Genomic DNA, 17,156 nt, shown 5'->3' with positions numbered 1-17,156 from the left:
GGCCTCTTCCGTTCGGTTCGGTCGTCGGTTCGTCACAGGGGTTGTGACAGGTGTCAACAGGGAGCGTGCGACATCGTCAGTGCGCGGGTTTGAGCGGCAGCAGCACGCTGATGCGGAATCCTCCGCCCGGGCGCGGTCCCGCGTCCAGGGTGCCGCCGACCATGCCGACCCGTTCGCGCATGCCGATCAGTCCGTGCCCCTGGCCGTCGAAGCCGCCCTCCTCGTACAGCTCGTGCGGGGCGCCCTTGCCGTCGTCCTCCACGAGCAGGCCCAGCCCGTCGTCGAAGTACACCAGGCGCACGCTGGCCCCCGCGTTGGGGCCACCGTGCTTGCGGGTGTTGGTGAGCGCCTCCTGCACGATGCGGTACGCGGTGAGCTCGACCCCGCTGGGCAGCGGGCGCGGCGTGCCCTCGACCTTGAAGTCCACGGGCAGTCCGGATCCCCGGCACTGCTCGACGAGGTCCTCGATCTGCCGCACGTCGGGCTGCGGCACGTACTCGCCGGCCTCCTGGTGCTCGCCGGTGCGCAGCACGCCCAGCAGGCGGCGCATCTCGGCGAGGGCCTGGCGGCCCGTGGAGGAGATGGTCTCCAGGGCCTTCTTCGCCTGGTCGGGCGCGGCGTCGAGGACGTAGGCGGCGCCGTCGGCCTGCACCACCATCACCGACACGTTGTGCGCGACGACGTCGTGCAGCTCGCGGGCTATCCGGGCGCGCTCGGCGGCGACCGCGACCTTGGCCTGCGCGGCACGCTCCTTCTCCAGACGGGCGGCCCGCTCCTCCAGCTGCGCGAAGTAGGCGCGGCGGGTGCGGATGGAGTCGCCGAGCACCCAGGCGAGGGCGAACGGCACGGTCTGGAAGATCATCACGGCGATGTTCTCCGCCGCGCTCGCGTCGGGGTTGGGCCAGCGCAGCTGCGCCAGCGGCGCCGCGCACAGGGCGGCGGTCAGCGCGAAGCGGGACGCCCAGCGGGCGCCGATCGCCGCGACCGTGTAGACGATCACCAGCAGCGCGAAGTCGGCGGGCAGCGTCGCCACGTCCGCCAGCAGCTGTCCCGCACCCACCACGACGGCGAGGACCAGCATCCGCTCGGGCATCCGCCGGCGCAGCGCGACGACCAGCGACAACAGCAGCATGACCGGCACGGTGAGGAACGGCAGATCCGTGCCCCGCGCCTCCTCCATGGCCGCTCCGCCGAGCACCGAAATCCCGAACAGGACCACGGCCCAGAAGCCGTCGACCCATGTCGGGTGTCTGCGGAGGAAGTCATAGAGGCGCTGCACGTAACCCAGCGTAGGGAGGTGAAATGCGTGCAGGGTCAACCGGAGGGTCGATCCCCGGTCGGTACGTGTACTCCGCAAGGTGGAGGCCCGGCATATCCGCGCGCTTAACCTGGGCGGTGACGACGGCCAGGGACGGAGAACGAACCGGTGACGGCAGGGGCGGGGGCGGACGGCCCGCGGGGCTGGCGGGCGGCGGCCCAGGAGGCCCTGTACGGGCCGGACGGCTTCTACCGACGGGCCGGGGCGGGTCCGGCCGGGCACTTCCGTACGTCGGTGCACGCCTCGCCGCTGTTCGCCGGCGCCGTGGCGCGGCTGCTGTGCCGGGTCGACGAGGCGCTGGGGCGCCCGGCGGAGCTCGGGTTCGTGGACATGGCGGCCGGACGGGGCGAACTGGCCACCGGCGTCCTCGCCGCGCTGCCCGCCGACGTGGCGGCACGCACGCGTGCGTACGCCGTGGAGCTCGCCGGCCGGCCCGCCGGGCTCGATCACCGGATCGAGTGGCGGACGGAGCCCCCGGCGGGGACCACGGGGCTGCTCTTCGCCAACGAGTGGCTGGACAACGTGCCCGTGGACGTCGTCGAGGTGGACCCGGCGGGCGTACCGCGGACGGTGCTGGTGCGGGAGGACGGCACGGAGCGGCTCGGTGAGCCGGTCGCCGGTGCGCAGGCCGCGTGGCTGGCGCGGTGGTGGCCCCTGGGGGACGAGGAGGGGCTCCGCGCGGAGGTGGGACTGCCCCGGGACCGGGCCTGGGCGGCGGCGGCCGGGACGGTCGCGCGGGGGCTCGCCGTCGCCGTGGACTACGCGCACACGGCCGCCGCGCGGCCACCGTTCGGGACGCTCACCGCCTTCCGGGAGGGCCGGGAGACGACGCCCGTGCCGGACGGGTCGTGCGACATCACCGCCCATGTCGCGCTGGACGCGTGCGCCGAGGCCTGCGCGCTTCCCGGCACCCGCCTGCTGGCGCAGCGGGAGGCCCTGTACGCCCTGGGGGTGAGCGGCGCACGCCCCCCGCTCGCCCTGGCGTCCACCGACCCCGCCGGGTACGTGCGCGCCCTCGCGGGCGCCGGGGAGGCCGCCGAACTCACCGCGCCGGGCGGGCTCGGGGACTTCGGGTGGCTGGTGCAGCCGGTGGGGATCGGGGACGTGCTCGGCGGCTGAGCGCCGGCGGTGCGGGCCGGGGCTACTTGTCGATGTCGCCCACCACGAAGAACATCGACCCCAGGATCGCCACCATGTCCGCCACCAGCGTCCCCGGCAGCAGCTCGGTGAGCGCCTGGATGTTGTTGTACGACGCCGAGCGCAGCTTCAGCCGGTACGGGGTCTTCTCGCCCTTGCTGACCAGGTAGTAGCCGTTGATGCCGAGCGGGTTCTCGGTCCACGCGTACGTGTGTCCCTCGGGTGCCTTGAGGACCTTCGGGAGGCGCTGGTTGACCGGGCCCGGGGGCAGGTCGGCGAGGCGGTCGAGGCAGGCGTCGGCGAGGTCGAGGGCGTTGTGGGTCTGCGCCAGCAGGCACTCGAAGCGGGCCAGGCAGTCGCCCTCCTCGCGGGTCACCACCTGCAGCACGTCACCCAGCTCCCCGTAGGCGAGGTACGGCTCGTCACGGCGCAGGTCGAAGTCGACACCCGAGGCCCGCCCGATCGGCCCGCTCACCCCGTACGCGTGCACGGCCTCCGGGGACAGCACGCCCACGCCGCGCGTGCGGCCCCGGAAGATCTCGTTGCCGAGCACCAGGTCGTCGAAGCGGTCCATGCGGGAGCGGACGTCGGAGACGGCGGCACGCGCGCGCGTGGTCCATCCGGCGGGGAGGTCCTCCTTGAGGCCGCCCACGCGGTTGAACATGTAGTGCATGCGCCCGCCGGAGACCTCCTCCATGACGTGCTGGAGTTCCTCGCGCTCGGTGAAGGCGTAGAAGATCGGGGTGATGCCGCCGAGTTCCAGCGGATAGGAGCCGAGGAACATCAGGTGGTTGAGCACCCGGTTCAGCTCCGCGAGCAGGGTGCGCAGCCACACCGCGCGCTCGGGGACTTCCATGCCGAGCATCCGCTCCACGGCGAGGACCACGCCCAGCTCGTTGGAGAACGCCGACAGCCAGTCGTGGCGGTTGGCCAGCATGATGATCTGGCGGTAGTCGCGGGCCTCGAACAGTTTCTCCGCGCCCCGGTGCATATAGCCGATCACGGGCTCCGCGCGGGTGATGCGCTCGCCGTCCAGGACGAGCTTCAGCCGCAGCACGCCGTGCGTGGAGGGGTGCTGGGGTCCGATGTTGAGCACCATGTCGGTGCTCTCCGCCGCGCCGCCGATGCCGACCATGGTCTCCGTCGTGGGAGTCATGAACACAGTCTCTCCTACGTACGCTGGCTCCATGGAGACGGGGAGCCCGCACGACGTGGGGCCGGCGGGAACGGGCAGGACGGCGCGAGCGGCGGAGCCGGTGGGCGCGGGGGACGAACCGGTGTGGATCGCGCTGCCCCCGGGGCTGCTGAAGATGCGGCGGTTGTTGCTGGTGGTGTGGCTGGGGCTGCTGACGCTGGCCACCGGTCTGGTGCCGGGGCTGCTCGCGGGACCCGGCTGGGCCGCCTTCGCGGTGCTGCCGCTGGCCCTGCTGTTCTGGGGCTGGGTGATGCTGGAGCGCAACTGGCGCTCCTGGCGGTACGCGGAGCGCGCCGACGACCTGCTCATCAGCCGGGGCGTCCTGTGGCGCGAGGAGACGGTCGTACCGTACGGGCGGATGCAGCTGGTCGAGGTCACCTCCGGGCCGGTGGAGCGGCACTTCGGGCTGTCCAGCGTGCAGCTGCACACGGCGGCCGCGGCGACCGACGCGACCATCCCCGGCCTCGATCCGGCCGAGGCGGAACGGCTGCGCGACCGGCTCACGGAGCTCGGCGAGGCCCGATCGGCGGGGCTGTGACGACCCCGGACGTCCATGAGGACGTACGCGGCCGACCGCCCGTGACCGAGAGGCGGCTGCACCCCGTCACGCCCTTCAGGCGGGCCTGGGCGCCCGTGGCGGTCCTGATCGGCTGGGCGCTGCACGATCCCGACCAGGCGCAGCGCCAGCTGACCCGGCTGACGAGTACGACCCTGCTGATCGCGCTCGCCGTGCTCGTCCCGGCGGCCGCCCTCTACGGCTTCCTGAGCTGGTGGTTCACCCACTTCGCGGTCACCGACAGCGAGTTGCGCATCCGTACCGGGCTGGTGTTCCGGCGCACCGCGCACATCCGGCTGGAGCGGATCCAGGCCGTCGACGTCACCCAGCCGCTGCTCGCGCGGGTCGCGGGCGTGGCGAAACTCAAGCTCGACGTCATAGGCACCGACAGCAAGGACGAACTCGCGTTCCTCGGCGCCGACGAGGCGCGCGCGCTGCGCGCCGAACTGCTCGCGCGGGCGGCGGGATTCGCGCCGGAGACCGCGCACGAGGTCGGGGAGGCGCCGTCCCGGCAGATGCTGCGGGTGCCGCCGGGAGTCCTCGCCGTCTCCCTGCTGCTGACCGGGGCGACCTGGGGCTGGCTCATCGTCGCCTGCGTCGCGGTGCCCTTGTTGTGGACGGCCACCCACAGCCTGTGGACGGTGCTCGCCGCGGCCGTGCCGATGCTCGGCGCGGCGGGCGCGAGCAGCGTGGGGCGGTTCGTCACCGAGTACGACTGGACCCTCGGCGAGTCGCCCGACGGGCTGCGCATCGACCACGGGCTGCTGGACCGGGCGCACGAGACGGTGCCCCCGGGACGCGTGCAGACCGTACGGCTCGTCGAACCGCTGCTGTGGCGGCGGCGCGGCTGGGTGCGTGTGGAGCTCGACGTGGCGGGGTCGTCGAACTCCCTGCTGCTGCCGGTCGCGCCCCGCGAACTCGCCGAGTCGGTCGTCGCGCGGGTGCTGCCCGGGGTGAGCGTGCCCCCGCGCGAGGCGCTCGTCCCGCCGCCGCGCCGCGCGCGGTGGTGCGTGCCGGTGTGGTGGCGCGGTTACGGGCTCACCGTGACCGACGCCGTGTTCGCCGCGCGCCACGGGCTGCTGCGCCGCAGCCTGGCCCTGGTGCCGCACGCAAAGGTGCAGAGCGTGCGGCTCGTCCAGGGCCCCTGGCGGCGGGCCCGGGGGGTCGCCGACGTCGTGGTCGACACCGGCGCCAACAAGTCGGTCACGGCCCACCTCAGGGACGCCGCGGAGGCGGCGGCCCTGCTGCACGCCCAGGCCGAACGCTCCCGTACGGGCCGCAGGGACGCCCGCCCGGACCGCTGGATGGCCTGACGGGGAACGACGACGGGGCCCCGCACGTGCCGTGTGCGGGGCCCCGTCGGTGTGGCCGGTGGTTCAGGACACCGCGCTGCGCAGGCCCTGGACGTCGATGTGCTCCGTCTCGTCGTGCTCCGTCAGGTCGATGACCTGACCGGCCCCGCGGGCCTCCTCGCCGGCGGGCTTGTACCGCGCCTCCGCCTCGGCCTTGTGCAGCGCGAGCGCCTCCTGGCCGACGACGTCGGCGAGGTCCTCGTTCTGGACGGTGTCCAGGTCGGACCCGTCCGTGTCCTTCTTCGTCCCGAAGAAGTCGAACCCGCCCCCGGAAGCGGGACGCCGTACGGGTGCCGTCGGCGGTACGACCGCGACCGCGGTCGGCACGGTGAAGTGTCCGGAGGGCTGTCGCACGGGCTGGGCCACAGGCGCGGCCGATGCGGTGGAGGCGGCCGCGCGTTCGTGATCGCCGGCCGCCTCGGGCTGCCCCTCGGCCTCGTCCTCCTGCGCCGGCTCGGGCCTGGACTTCCTGGTGGGCTCCGGGCCGTCGTCCTCGGGGGTGCCGTCGCCCTGCGGGGCGTCGTTCCGCTGCGGGGCGGTGTCGTCCTTCGGCGCGTCGGCTGCGGCCCTGTCGGCCGCGCCGTCCTTCCCGTCCGTGCCGGCGGCACCGGAGGCCTCGGCACGGTCGTCGCCGGGCTCCCCGGTCTCCTCCCGCGCCGGCCCGTCCGCCTGTCCGACGGTCGCCTCGCCGGCTTTCTCGTCCGCGTCCCCGGCGAACCGCGACAGCGCCGCGTCGGCCCGCAGGAACAGCTTCGACCCTTCCGGCGAGAAGACCGCGGGAACCGTGTCCTCCGGCTCCCCGGCGTCGGTCGCGTCCTTTGCCGTCACGTCCTCGGCCTCCGCGGACGCTTCCGCGGGCTCCGGCTCCTCGGACGCCGAGGGCCCCGCCGGCAGCGCGCGGGCCGGCACCGTGGCCTCTATCTCGAGCACCCGGCGCTCCTCCAGGACGCTCGCCCGGTCGACCTCCGCCGCGGCGTACCTGCGCAGCAGGGACGCGTGCTCGTTGCGCAGCCCGGCCAGTTCCGCGCGCTTGGCGCGCAGCCGCTGCTCCAGCTTCATCCGCAGCTCGCGCGACTCCTCGAGGTCGGACTCGAGTTCGGCGACCCGTTCCTCGAAACGCCACTCGTCGCTCGCACGCGCGCGCGTGAGATCGGCGACGCGTTTGCCCGCCTGGGCATCCCAGTGCCGCATGACGACGGCGCCGACGATCGCGGTGACCGCGGCGGCCGCGGCCAGGACACGAAGCACCATCGGTTGCGTGAACACCCAGGGCCCCAGGGCGCAGACGGCGGAGACGCCTGCGATCGCCGACGGGGGCAGCATCCTGTGCAAGGGCGGGGAATGACGGTGACGTCCACGTGGCATGGCCAGAAACTTACCGCGCGTAGGCGAATCGTGGTGCCCCGGCCCGTAAAAACAAAGCCATCCCCAGGGTTTCACAGGGCATCAGGGAACTCGGAACGATCGTGAATAGACACAAGACCCGATTTCATCAAGATCACTTCGTCACCGGTGGACGGTGAAGTCCCTTCCCGCGCATTCCACTTCCCGTTTGCCGGCACCCCGGGATCCCCTCGCCAACATCCGCCCGCGCGGAGTGAACCTCTCCCCCGAAGGCACCGTCCTAGAGGGCGCAATGTCGCCGGATGCCCGAATCGGCACCGGAACCACGGTCTCTCGCAGAACTACGGGACGCGATGTCTGTCAGGACAGGTGAGGAAATGTCGGGCGGGTTGCCGAAGCCCACGGCCGGGCGGCGGCCCGGGGACGGGCCACGGAACGACGCGGCCGCACGGGGCGTACGCCGACTGCTGCGCGGCCCGCGCCCCGAGGCGGTCCCCGTCCTCGCTGGACGCGCGTGCACCCTGGTGGGCCTCCTGGACATCGCCGCGGGCGTCTTCCCCCGCTTCCGGCACAGCCGTATGCACGCCCTCGCCGAGATGCTGCCCGGCGCGCTCGGCCCGTTCGCGGCCGCCCTCTCCCTCAGCGCCGGTGTGCTGTTGCTGCTGCTCGCGCACGGACTCAAGCGCGGCAAGCGCAGGGCCTGGCGGGCGGCCGTCGCCCTGCTGCCGGCCGGCGCGGTCGCCCAGTTCACCTACCGCCACTCCCTGCTGGGCGTCCTGCTCACACTCGCGCTGCTCGCGCCCCTGCTGCGCCACCGCGACCAGTTCACCGCGCTGCCCGACCCGCGCAGCAGATGGCGGGCACTGGCCAACTTCGTCCTGATGGGCGCCGGTTCGCTGCTCCTCGGCCTGGTCGTCGTCAGCGCCCACCCCGGACCGCTGATCGACGATCCGAGCCTGGCCGACCGGCTCACCCACGTCCTGTACGGCCTCTTCGGCCTCGAAGGCCCGGTCGACTACCGGGGCGACACCTCCTGGACGGTCGCCTTCTCCCTCGGCGCCCTCGGCCTGCTCACCGCCGTCACCACCATCTACCTCGCCCTCCGGCCCGAACACCCGGCAGCACGGCTCACCGAGGACGACGAGGCACGGCTGCGCGCCCTGCTCGACCGGCACGGCGACCGGGACTCCCTCGGACACTTCGCGCTGCGCCGCGACAAGGCCGTCGTCTTCTCCCCCAGCGGCAAGGCCGCGGTGACCTACCGCGTGGTCTCCGGCGTGATGCTGGCCAGCGGGGACCCGATCGGCGACGTCGAGGCCTGGCCCGGCGCCATCGAACGCTTCATGGACGAGGCCAGAGCCCACTCCTGGACCCCCGCCGTGATGGGCTGCTCGGAGACCGGCGGCGAGGTCTGGACCCGCGAGACCGGGCTCGACGCCCTCGAACTGGGGGACGAGGCGGTGGTGGACGTCGCGGATTTCTCGCTCGCCGGCCGCCCGATGCGCAACGTGCGCCAGATGGTGAAGCGCATCGAGCGGGCCGGTTACCAGACCCGGGTACGACGTGTCCGTGACCTCGGCGAGGCCGAGCTGGACCGGATCCGCCGCGCCGCCGACGACTGGCGCGGCACCGACACCGAACGCGGCTTCTCCATGGCTCTGGGCCGCGTCGGCGACCCCGCCGACGGCGACTGCCTCGTCGCCACCGCGCACCGGGCCGACGCCGCGACGGCCGCATACGGCGACCTCAAGGCGGTCCTGCACTTCGTCCCGTGGGGCACCGACGGCGCCTCACTGGATCTGATGCGCCGCGACCGCGCGGCCGACCCGGGAATGAACGAACTGCTCATCGTGGCGGCGCTCCAGGCCGCACCGGGATTCGGCATCGCACGCGTCTCGCTCAACTTCGCCATGTTCCGCTCGGCACTGGCCCGCGGCGAGAAGCTCGGCGCGGGACCGGTGCTGCGGGCCTGGCGCGGGCTGCTGGTCTTTCTCTCCCGCTGGTTCCAGATCGAATCCCTGTACAAGTTCAACGCCAAGTTCCGGCCGCGCTGGGAACCGCGTTTCGTCGTCTATCGCGCCTCGGCCGAACTGCCGCGCATCGGCTTCGCCGCAATGCAGGCAGAAGGTTTCCTCAATCTCGCCCCGTCCTTGCCCCGGTTCCTTCGGCGCCGCGCACCCGCCCGGCGGCCCTGCGCCCACCGGACCACGGCGGAACGCGCCCCCGCGCGGGCGGAAGGCACCGCCCGCGCGGCGTGATCCACCCCCGCGCGGACCGTCGCCGACGAGGAGCCGCACCACCCCGCGGACGCCCCGCCCCACCCGGGCCGGGACACACTCCGGGCGCCCCCTGGGCCTACGCTGAACATATGAGCAACCACAGCGGACGCCGCCAGGTCGCGGGCCTTCCTCACTGGGACCGCTGCGCGGTCATGGGAGTCGTGAACGTCACCCCCGACTCCTTCTCCGACGGCGGCCGCTGGTTCGACACGACGACCGCCGTCAAGCACGGCCTCGACCTCGTCGCCCAGGGCGCCGACCTGGTCGACGTCGGCGGCGAGTCCACCCGGCCCGGCGCCACCCGCGTCGACGAGGCCGAGGAGCTCAAGCGCGTCATCCCCGTGGTGCGCGGCCTCGCCGCCGAAGGCGTCACCGTCTCCGTCGACACCATGCGCGCCTCCGTCGCCGAGCGGTCCCTCGCGGCCGGCGCCGCACTCGTCAACGACGTCAGCGGCGGCCTCGCCGACCCCGCCATGATCCCCGTCGTGGCCGCCGCCGGAGCACCGTTCGTCGTCATGCACTGGCGCGGCTTCCTGGAGGGCGGCAACGTCAAAGGCGTGTACGCCGACGTGGTCACCGAGGTCGTCGACGAACTGCACGCGCGCGTGGAGGCCGTCCTGGAGGGCGGTGTCGCCGCCGACCGCGTGATCGTCGACCCCGGTCTCGGCTTCTCCAAGGACGCCGGCCACGACCTGACCCTGCTCGCCCACCTCGACCGCCTCCTGGGCCTCGGCCACCCCGTGCTGGTCGCCGCCTCCCGCAAACGATTCCTCGGCCGCGTCCTGGCCGGCCCCGACGCCCCGCCCCCGCCCGCCCGGGAACGCGACGCGGCCACCGCCGCCGTCTCCGCCCTCGCCGCGCAGGCCGGAGCCTGGGCGGTCCGCGTCCACGAGATCCGTGCGACCGCGGACGCCGTCCGGGTCACCCGCGCGATAGAACAGGCGCGCACGGCGCCCCCCACACCCTCCGAACCCGGCGCACACGGCGCACACGGCGCAGAAGGAGCCCGGTGACCGCACCCCACACCGACGTCGAGCAGGTCGAAGCCGCCAACACCGCCTTCTACGAGGCACTGGAAAGGGGCGACTTCGAAGAGGTCGCCTCGCTCTGGCTCACCCCGGCCGACCTCGGCGTCGACGAGACCTACCACGACCCCGCCGACAGCGGAGTCGTCTCCTGCGTACACCCCGGCTGGCCCGTGCTCACCGGACGCGGCGAGGTCCTCAGGTCGTACGCCCTGATCATGGCGAACACCGACTACATCCAGTTCTTCCTCACCGACGTGCATGTCTCCGTCACCGGCGACACCGCCCTGGTGACCTGCACCGAGAACATCCTCAGCGGCGGCCCCGCACCGGAGGCCGGAGAGGAGCTCGGGCCGCTGGTCGGCCAGCTCGTGGTCGCCACCAACGTGTTCCGGCGCACCCCGGTCGGCTGGAAGCTCTGGTCCCACCACGCCTCCCCGGTCCTCGCCGAGGAGGACGAGACCGAGGACGACGACACCCCGGGCACCCCGGACTGAACACCCCGGACCGGGCACCCGGACAGCGGTCCCGCCCCGCCACGTGGCCGGAATCACGGCGGCCGGGGCCGAAGCCGCCACCGGACGGTGCGCTCCCGCCCTCCCCGGGGCAAACGGACGGTGAAGGCTTCGGACACCGGCTCGCGGCGACACCCCCGGGGGCACCGGCACTGTCGGCGGCCGCAGGTAGATTCGAGGGCAGGCCGGTGTGCCTCCGCACAGAGCACCGACCGGCCGGACCGACGACTGCAGGAGTGATTCGCGTGGATCGTGTCGCGCTGCGCGGCCTGAAGGCCCGCGGGCACCACGGTGTGTTCCCGAAGGAACGCGAGGAGGGCCAGACCTTCATCGTGGACCTCGTCCTCGGCCTGGACACCAGGCCGGCCGCGGCCGACGACGACCTGACGAAGACGGTGCACTACGGCATCGTGGCCGAGGAGATCGTCGCCGTCGTCCAGGGCGAGCCCGTCAACCTCATCGAGACGCTCGCCGAGCACATCGCCCAGGTCTGTCTGAAGCATGACGTGGTGCAGGAGGTCGAGGTGTGCGTCCACAAGCCGGACGCGCCGATCACCGTGCCCTTCGACGACGTGACCGTCACCATCACCCGGAGCCGCGTATGACCAGGCCGTCCACCGCGGGCCACACCGACCCGACCGTCCAGCCCGTCCCCGCCTCCGTGGTCGAGCAGGTCGACGCCGCCGACACCACCCTGCAGAACCCGAAGCGGGCCGTGGTCTCCCTCGGCGCCAACCTGGGCAACCGCCTGGAGACCCTCCAGGGGGCCGTCGACGCCCTGGAGGACACCCCGGGCATCCGGGTCAAGGCGGTCTCCCCCGTGTACGAGACGGAGCCCTGGGGCGTCGAGCCCGGCAGCCAGCCCTCGTACTTCAACGCGGTCGCGGTCCTACGGACCACCCTGCCCCCGTCCTCCCTGCTGGAGCGGGCGCACGCGGTGGAGGAGGCCTTCCACCGGGTCCGGGACGAGCGCTGGGGCCCGCGCACCCTGGACGTGGACATCGTCGCCTACGCCGACCTCCACTCCGACGACCCCCGGCTCACGCTCCCCCACCCGCGCGCCCACGAGCGCGCCTTCGTGCTCGCCCCCTGGCACGACATCGACCCCGAGGCGGAACTCCCCGGCCGCGGACCGGTCGCCGACCTCCTCGGCACGGTCACCCGCGAAGGCGTCACGCCCCGCGCGGACCTGGAACTCCGGCTGCCCGAGTAGCCGTTAAGGTCGAGACGACCACTTTCCGGGGCACCGGTCCGGGGGAACGCGAAGGGACACCGTGAAAGAGCTGCGCATCAGGGTGCTGGCCGGCGTCTTCGTCGTGGCCGGGATCCTGTCCTGGGCCGGCGCCCGCCTGTGGAACTCCTTGGGGACCCTCCCGAGCGTGCCCGTGGCCGCCCCCATCGTCCTCGCCCTGATCGCGGTGGTCCTCGCGGCCACCGCGCTCAACCTCCGCGCCCGCCTCAAGGCCCAGCGCGAACGGCAGCACGACGCCAAGGGGGTCGACCCGCTGATGGCGGCCCGCGCGGTCGTCTTCGGGCAGGCCAGCGCCCTGGTCGCCGCCCTGGTCGCCGGCATGTACGGCGGCACGGGCGTCTTCCTGCTGGAGTCCCTGGACATCCCCGCCCGCCGCGACCAGGCCATCTACGCCGGCCTCTCGGTCGTGGCAGCCATCGGAGTCATAGCGGCCGCCATCTTCCTGGAACGCGTCTGCAAACTCCCCGAGGACGACGACAACAACGGCCCGGGCACGGCACCGGCGGCGTAACCGCGGCACACGACGGACGGCGTGGCACGTGTCGCGTCAGCGGGCCATGATCAGGCTCATTGCCTCGTTTCGGGTGGCAGGGTCACGCAATTGCCCCCGCACGGCCGACGTGATGGTCTTCGCCCCGGGCTTCCGCACTCCCCGCATCGACATGCACATGTGCTCGCACTCGACGACGACGATCACTCCACGCGGTTCCAGTATCTGCATCAAGGAGTCGGCGACCTGAGTGGTGAGTCGTTCCTGCACCTGCGGGCGCCGGGCGTAGACATCCACGAGCCGGGCCAGCTTCGAAAGGCCCGTGATCTTGCCGTCGACCGACGGAATGTAACCGACGTGGGCAACCCCGACGAACGGCACCAGATGGTGTTCACAGCTGCTCAGGACCTCGATGTCCTTGACCAGCACCATCTCGTCGTGGCCGAGGTCGAAGGTCGTCGTCAGCACGTCCTCGGGCTTCTGCCACAGGCCCGCGAAGATCTCCCGGTACGCCCGTGCCACCCGTGCCGGGGTCTCCAGCAGGCCCTCGCGGTCCGGGTCCTCGCCGACCGCGATGAGCAGCTCGCGCACGGCGTTCTGGGCCCGCTTCTCGTCGAACTCGCCGATGGGGCCTATGCCGTCCAGCGTCACGGGGTCGGTCATGGGGTGCCTCGTTCCTGTGCCTTCACGCGTGAGGGGCACGCGTCTCAAGTGCGGGTTACGCAAAATGCCGCGCCCCCCAGGCTAGAACCAGGGGGGCGCGGCATCCATTCCGGGCCCGGTGGGGCGCCGTGAGCCTCGGATCAGCTCTCCGGGCGTTCCTCCGGGGTTCGCTCCGGCGCCGGGGCGGCGGGCTCCGCCGTGGTGCTCTTGGCGGTCGTGATGGCCGGCGTCGCGCCGTTCGCCCCGTTGGTGAGGGCCAGCTCCTTGGGGGAGAGGACCGGCGGGCGGGTGGACGGCGTACGCCGCGAGGAGCCGGTCCAGGCGGGCCTGGGCGGGCGCTTGACGATCGGCGCGAAGATCTCGGCGATCTCCTCCTTGCCCAGCGTCTCCCGCTCCAGGAGGGCCAGGACGAGGTTGTCGAGGACGTCGCGGTTCTCGACCAGGATCTCCCACGCCTCGTTGTGCGCGGTCTCGATGAGCTTCTTGACCTCTTCGTCGACCAGCGCGGCGACCTCTTCCGAGTAGTCGCGCTGGTGAGCCATCTCACGGCCGAGGAACGGCTCGGTGTTGTCACCGCCGAACTTGATCGCGCCCAGCCGCTCGGTCATGCCGTACTGCGTGACCATCGCGCGGGCCAGGCCGGTGGCCTTCTCGATGTCGTTGGCGGCACCGGTGGTCGGGTCGTGGAAGACGAGCTCCTCCGCCGCGCGGCCGCCGAGCATGTAGGCCAGCTGGTCCAGCATCTCGTTGCGCGTGGTGGAGTACTTGTCCTCGTCCGGCAGGACCATGGTGTAGCCGAGGGCGCGGCCTCTCGACAGGATGGTGATCTTGTGGACCGGGTCGGAGTTGGGTGAGGCCGCCGCGACCAGGGCGTGTCCGCCCTCGTGGTACGCGGTGATCTTCTTCTCCTTGTCCGACATGATCCGGGTCCGCTTCTGCGGGCCCGCCACCACGCGGTCGATCGCCTCGTCCAGCATGTGGTTGTCGATCAGCTTCTGATCGCTGCGCGCGGTCAGCAGCGCGGCCTCGTTGAGCACGTTGGCCAGGTCGGCACCGGTCATGCCGGGGGTGCGGCGGGCGACGGCCGACAGGTCGACGTCCGGAGCGACCGGCTTGCCCTTCTGGTGCACCTTGAGGATCTCCAGCCGGCCCTGCATGTCCGGGCGGTCGACCGCGATCTGCCGGTCGAAGCGGCCGGGCCGCAGAAGGGCCGGGTCGAGGATGTCGGGCCGGTTCGTCGCGGCGATGAGGATCACGCCGCCCTTGACGTCGAAGCCGTCCATCTCGACAAGGAGCTGGTTCAGGGTCTGCTCGCGCTCGTCGTGACCGCCGCCGAGGCCGGCGCCGCGGTGGCGGCCGACGGCGTCGATCTCGTCGACGAAGACGATCGCCGGGGCGTTGGCCTTGGCCTGCTCGAACAGGTCACGGACCCGGGAGGCACCGACACCGACGAACATCTCGACGAAGTCGGAACCGGAGATCGAGTAGAACGGCACACCGGCCTCGCCGGCGACGGCACGCGCGAGCAGGGTCTTGCCCGTGCCGGGCGGGCCGTACAGCAGCACGCCCTTGGGGATCTTGGCGCCGACGGCCTGGAACTTCGCCGGCTCCTGCAGGAACTCCTTGATCTCGTGGAGTTCCTCGACGGCCTCTTCGGAGCCCGCGACGTCGGAGAACGTCGTCTTGGGAGTGTCCTTGGTGATGAGCTTCGCCTTGGACTTGCCGAAGTTCATGACGCGGGAGCCGCCGCCCTGCATCTGATTCATCAGGAACAGGAAGACGACCACGATGAGGACGAACGGCAGCAGCGACAGCAGAATGCTCACGAACGGGTTCTGCTTGGACGGCGAGACCGTGTAGCCGTCCGGGATCTGCTCGTTCTGGAACTTGTCCTGCAGCGTAGCGGCGATGGTGACGCCCTGGTCGCCGATGTAGCTCGCCTGGATCTTCGAGCTGCCCTCGACCTTCTGGTCGTCCTTGAGCTGGACCTTGATGGTCTGCTCGTCGCCGGTGGTCAGCTTGGCCTGTTCGACCTTGTTCTCATTGATCGCCTGGACGACCTGGCCTGTGTCCACCGTCTTGTAGCCGCCGGACGAGCCGACGACCTGCATCAACACGACCACGGCAAGGACGGCCAGCACGATCCACATGACCGGCCCACGGAAGTATCGCTTCACGTCCATCCATACGGAGCGGTGCCGCCCCGTCCCTCCTGCCATAGTGAGTTTGATAAAGGCTGTTCTTCGGACGGTACCCCAGCATTGTCCCCCGAAGCTGCGGGGGACAGCCGGCAATCGCGTCCACGCATGCTCCAACGCCGCGGAGCCCGCCGGGGTTCCCGATCAACGTACGGCGGGCCGGGCCCTGGGGTTCAGCCGCCGTAGACGTGAGGGGCGAGCGTACCGACGAACGGGAGATTGCGGTACTTCTCGGCGTAGTCCAGGCCGTAACCGACGACGAATTCGTTGGGGATGTCGAAGCCGACCCATTCCACGTCGATGGCGACCTTGGCGGCCTCGGGCTTGCGCAGCAGCGTGCACACCTTGAGGGAGGCGGGCTCGCGCGAGCCGAGGTTGGAGATCAGCCAGGAGAGGGTCAGTCCGGAGTCGATGATGTCTTCGACGATCAGGACGTGCCGGCCCTTGATGTCGGTGTCGAGGTCCTTGAGGATCCGCACCACACCGGAGGACTGGGTGCCCGCCCCGTACGACGACACGGCCATCCAGTCCATGGTGACGGGGGTGGACAGCGCCCGGGCGAGGTCGGCCATCACCATCACCGCGCCCTTGAGCACGCCGACGATCAGCAGGTCCTTGCCCGCGTACTCCGCGTCGATCTTCGCCGCCAGCTCGGCCAGCTTGGCGTCGATCTCTTCCTTGGTGATGAGCACCTTCTCGAGGTCGGCACCCATGTCTTTCGCGTCCACCCGCATCACTTTCGGTCGTCCCACCGGCCGGTCCGGTCCGCCCCGCGACTCGTACGGGTCGGTGGGGTCCGGATTCAGCCCTGCCGAATCACCAGTCTGCCACCCTGCCGGCGGGCGACGACCCGGCCGGGGAGATTGATGGCTCCCTGACCGTGCCAGCCGGTGATCAGCCGGTCGACCTCCTCGATGTGGCGGGCGAAGAGCGAACCGGCCGGGGATCCGGCCTCGATGGCGGCGCGGCGCAGCACGCGGCGGCGCACGGCGGGCGGCAGGGCGTGCAGCGCGGCGCATTCCAGGCGGCCGTCGGCGTCCCGGACGCCGGCCTCGGCCCGGCCGGCCCAGGCGTCGAGGGCGTCGGCGTCGTCGCGGGAGAGCTGGGCCGTACGGGCGAGGGCTTCGACGACGCCCTTGCCGAGGGCCTTCTCCAGGGCGGGGAGGCCCTCGTGGCGGAGCCGGGAGCGGGTGTAGGCGGGGTCGGCGTTGTGCGGGTCGTCCCAGACGGGCAGGGACTGGACCATGCAGGCCTTGCGGGCGGTCTGCCGGTCGAGCTGGAGGAAGGGGCGCCGGTAACGGCCGTCGGCCCCCGAGACCGCGGCCATTCCGGACAGGGAGCGGATGCCGGAGCCACGGGCGAGGCCGAGCAGGACGGTCTCGGCCTGGTCGTCGCGGGTGTGGCCGAGCAGGACGGCGGCGGCGCCGTGCCGCTCGGCGGCGGTGTCCAGGGCGGCGTAGCGGGCGTCCCGGGCGGCGGCTTCGGGTCCGCCGTCGCGTCCGACGGTGACGGTGACGGACTCGACGGGGTCGAGGCCGAGTTCGCGCAGGCGCACGACGACTTCGGCGGCGCGCAGGTCGGAGCCGGCCTGGAGGCCGTGGTCGACGGTGACGCCGCCGGCGCGGATGCCGAGCCGGGGGGCTTCGAAGGCGAGGGCGGAGGCGAGCGCCATGGAGTCGGCGCCGCCCGAGCAGGCCACCAGCACGAGCGGGGAGGAGGGCAGCTCGTGCGGCTGCCGGCCGGGGGTTCGGCCGTGGTCGTCGAGGATGTCGGTCAGGACGCGGCGGACCGCCAGGCGTATCGCCGCGACCGCAGGATGGGGACCCATGTCC

16 protein-coding genes are annotated in these 17,156 nt (G+C 72.3%); 9 read left to right on the top strand and 7 right to left on the bottom strand.

Features of this window, described 5'->3' with window-relative positions:
• Positions 1-76: 76 nt before the first annotated feature.
• Entirely contained in the window at positions 77-1,279 is a 1,203-nt protein-coding gene (locus tag ACZ44S_RS19465) for a sensor histidine kinase (protein ID WP_466930589.1), read from the bottom strand.
• Between the two features lie 147 nt (positions 1,280-1,426).
• On the opposite strand from ACZ44S_RS19465, the gene ACZ44S_RS19460 reads away from it, so the two are divergent.
• Entirely contained in the window at positions 1,427-2,437 is a 1,011-nt protein-coding gene (locus tag ACZ44S_RS19460; protein ID WP_466930587.1) for an SAM-dependent methyltransferase, read from the top strand.
• Positions 2,438-2,459: 22 nt separating this feature from the next.
• Here ACZ44S_RS19460 and ACZ44S_RS19455 read toward each other — a convergent pair whose 3' ends face one another.
• On the bottom strand, positions 2,460-3,611 hold the full coding sequence (locus ACZ44S_RS19455) for an NADH-quinone oxidoreductase subunit D (protein WP_466930584.1): 1,152 nt from the start codon (positions 3,609-3,611) through the stop codon (positions 2,460-2,462).
• A gap of 31 nt (positions 3,612-3,642) precedes the next feature.
• On the opposite strand from ACZ44S_RS19455, the gene ACZ44S_RS19450 reads away from it, so the two are divergent.
• Both ACZ44S_RS19450 and ACZ44S_RS19445 read left to right on the top strand, forming a co-directional pair.
• Positions 3,643-4,188: a PH domain-containing protein gene (locus ACZ44S_RS19450; protein WP_466930582.1), complete on the top strand. Its 546-nt coding sequence runs from the start codon at positions 3,643-3,645 to the stop codon at positions 4,186-4,188.
• Positions 4,185-5,519 (top strand): PH domain-containing protein, encoded by a 1,335-nt coding sequence (locus tag ACZ44S_RS19445; RefSeq protein ID WP_466930581.1) that lies wholly within the window; start codon positions 4,185-4,187, stop codon positions 5,517-5,519. Before ACZ44S_RS19450 ends, ACZ44S_RS19445 begins: the two co-directional genes overlap by 4 nt.
• Positions 5,520-5,582: 63 nt before the next feature.
• On the opposite strand, the gene ACZ44S_RS19440 is transcribed toward ACZ44S_RS19445, so the two are convergent.
• Positions 5,583-6,881, bottom strand: coding sequence for a hypothetical protein (locus ACZ44S_RS19440; protein ID WP_466930694.1), 1,299 nt, complete (start codon positions 6,879-6,881; stop codon positions 5,583-5,585).
• A gap of 398 nt (positions 6,882-7,279) precedes the next feature.
• Here ACZ44S_RS19440 and ACZ44S_RS19435 point away from each other — a divergent pair, with 398 nt between their 5' ends.
• The 6 genes from ACZ44S_RS19435 to ACZ44S_RS19410 all read left to right on the top strand — a co-directional run bounded on the left by ACZ44S_RS19435 (position 7,280) and on the right by ACZ44S_RS19410 (position 12,484).
• A complete protein-coding gene (locus tag ACZ44S_RS19435; protein WP_466930578.1) occupies positions 7,280-9,160 on the top strand; it encodes a phosphatidylglycerol lysyltransferase domain-containing protein in 1,881 nt (626 codons plus the stop codon).
• A gap of 110 nt (positions 9,161-9,270) precedes the next feature.
• Positions 9,271-10,194 carry a dihydropteroate synthase gene (folP, locus tag ACZ44S_RS19430; protein ID WP_466930575.1) on the top strand — a complete coding sequence of 308 codons (924 nt, stop codon included), beginning with the start codon at positions 9,271-9,273 and terminating at the stop codon, positions 10,192-10,194.
• On the top strand, positions 10,191-10,703 hold the full coding sequence (locus tag ACZ44S_RS19425; protein ID WP_466930572.1) for a nuclear transport factor 2 family protein: 513 nt from the start codon (positions 10,191-10,193) through the stop codon (positions 10,701-10,703). The genes folP and ACZ44S_RS19425 overlap by 4 nt, the downstream gene beginning before the upstream one ends.
• Positions 10,704-10,966: 263 nt before the next feature.
• Complete coding sequence (folB, locus tag ACZ44S_RS19420) at positions 10,967-11,326, top strand: dihydroneopterin aldolase (RefSeq protein WP_466930569.1); 360 nt, start codon at positions 10,967-10,969, stop codon at positions 11,324-11,326.
• Positions 11,323-11,934, top strand: a complete 612-nt coding sequence (gene folK, locus ACZ44S_RS19415) for a 2-amino-4-hydroxy-6-hydroxymethyldihydropteridine diphosphokinase (protein ID WP_466930567.1) — start codon at positions 11,323-11,325, stop codon at positions 11,932-11,934. The genes folB and folK overlap by 4 nt, the downstream gene beginning before the upstream one ends.
• 61 nt (positions 11,935-11,995) lie before the next feature.
• The gene (locus ACZ44S_RS19410) at positions 11,996-12,484 is read left to right on the top strand and encodes a DUF3180 domain-containing protein (protein WP_466930565.1); all 489 of its coding nucleotides are present in this window, start codon (positions 11,996-11,998) and stop codon (positions 12,482-12,484) included.
• 36 nt (positions 12,485-12,520) lie between these two features.
• Here ACZ44S_RS19410 and folE read toward each other — a convergent pair whose 3' ends face one another.
• From folE to tilS, 4 genes are all read right to left on the bottom strand, one after another.
• Complete coding sequence (gene folE, locus ACZ44S_RS19405) at positions 12,521-13,126, bottom strand: GTP cyclohydrolase I FolE (RefSeq protein WP_466930564.1); 606 nt, start codon at positions 13,124-13,126, stop codon at positions 12,521-12,523.
• Between the two features lie 140 nt (positions 13,127-13,266).
• Positions 13,267-15,309: an ATP-dependent zinc metalloprotease FtsH gene (ftsH, locus tag ACZ44S_RS19400; RefSeq protein WP_466930562.1), complete on the bottom strand. Its 2,043-nt coding sequence runs from the start codon at positions 15,307-15,309 to the stop codon at positions 13,267-13,269.
• 188 nt (positions 15,310-15,497) lie between these two features.
• The gene (hpt, locus tag ACZ44S_RS19395; protein WP_141366386.1) at positions 15,498-16,058 is read right to left on the bottom strand and encodes a hypoxanthine phosphoribosyltransferase; all 561 of its coding nucleotides are present in this window, start codon (positions 16,056-16,058) and stop codon (positions 15,498-15,500) included.
• Positions 16,059-16,126: 68 nt separating this feature from the next.
• Complete coding sequence (gene tilS / locus ACZ44S_RS19390) at positions 16,127-17,152, bottom strand: tRNA lysidine(34) synthetase TilS (protein WP_466930560.1); 1,026 nt, start codon at positions 17,150-17,152, stop codon at positions 16,127-16,129.
• Positions 17,153-17,156 lie beyond the last annotated feature (4 nt).

It is taken from the genome of Streptomyces malachitofuscus (assembly GCF_055571035.1).
The sequence above is the reverse complement of the archived record's forward strand: the minus strand, read 5'-3'. Positions and strand labels throughout refer to the sequence as shown.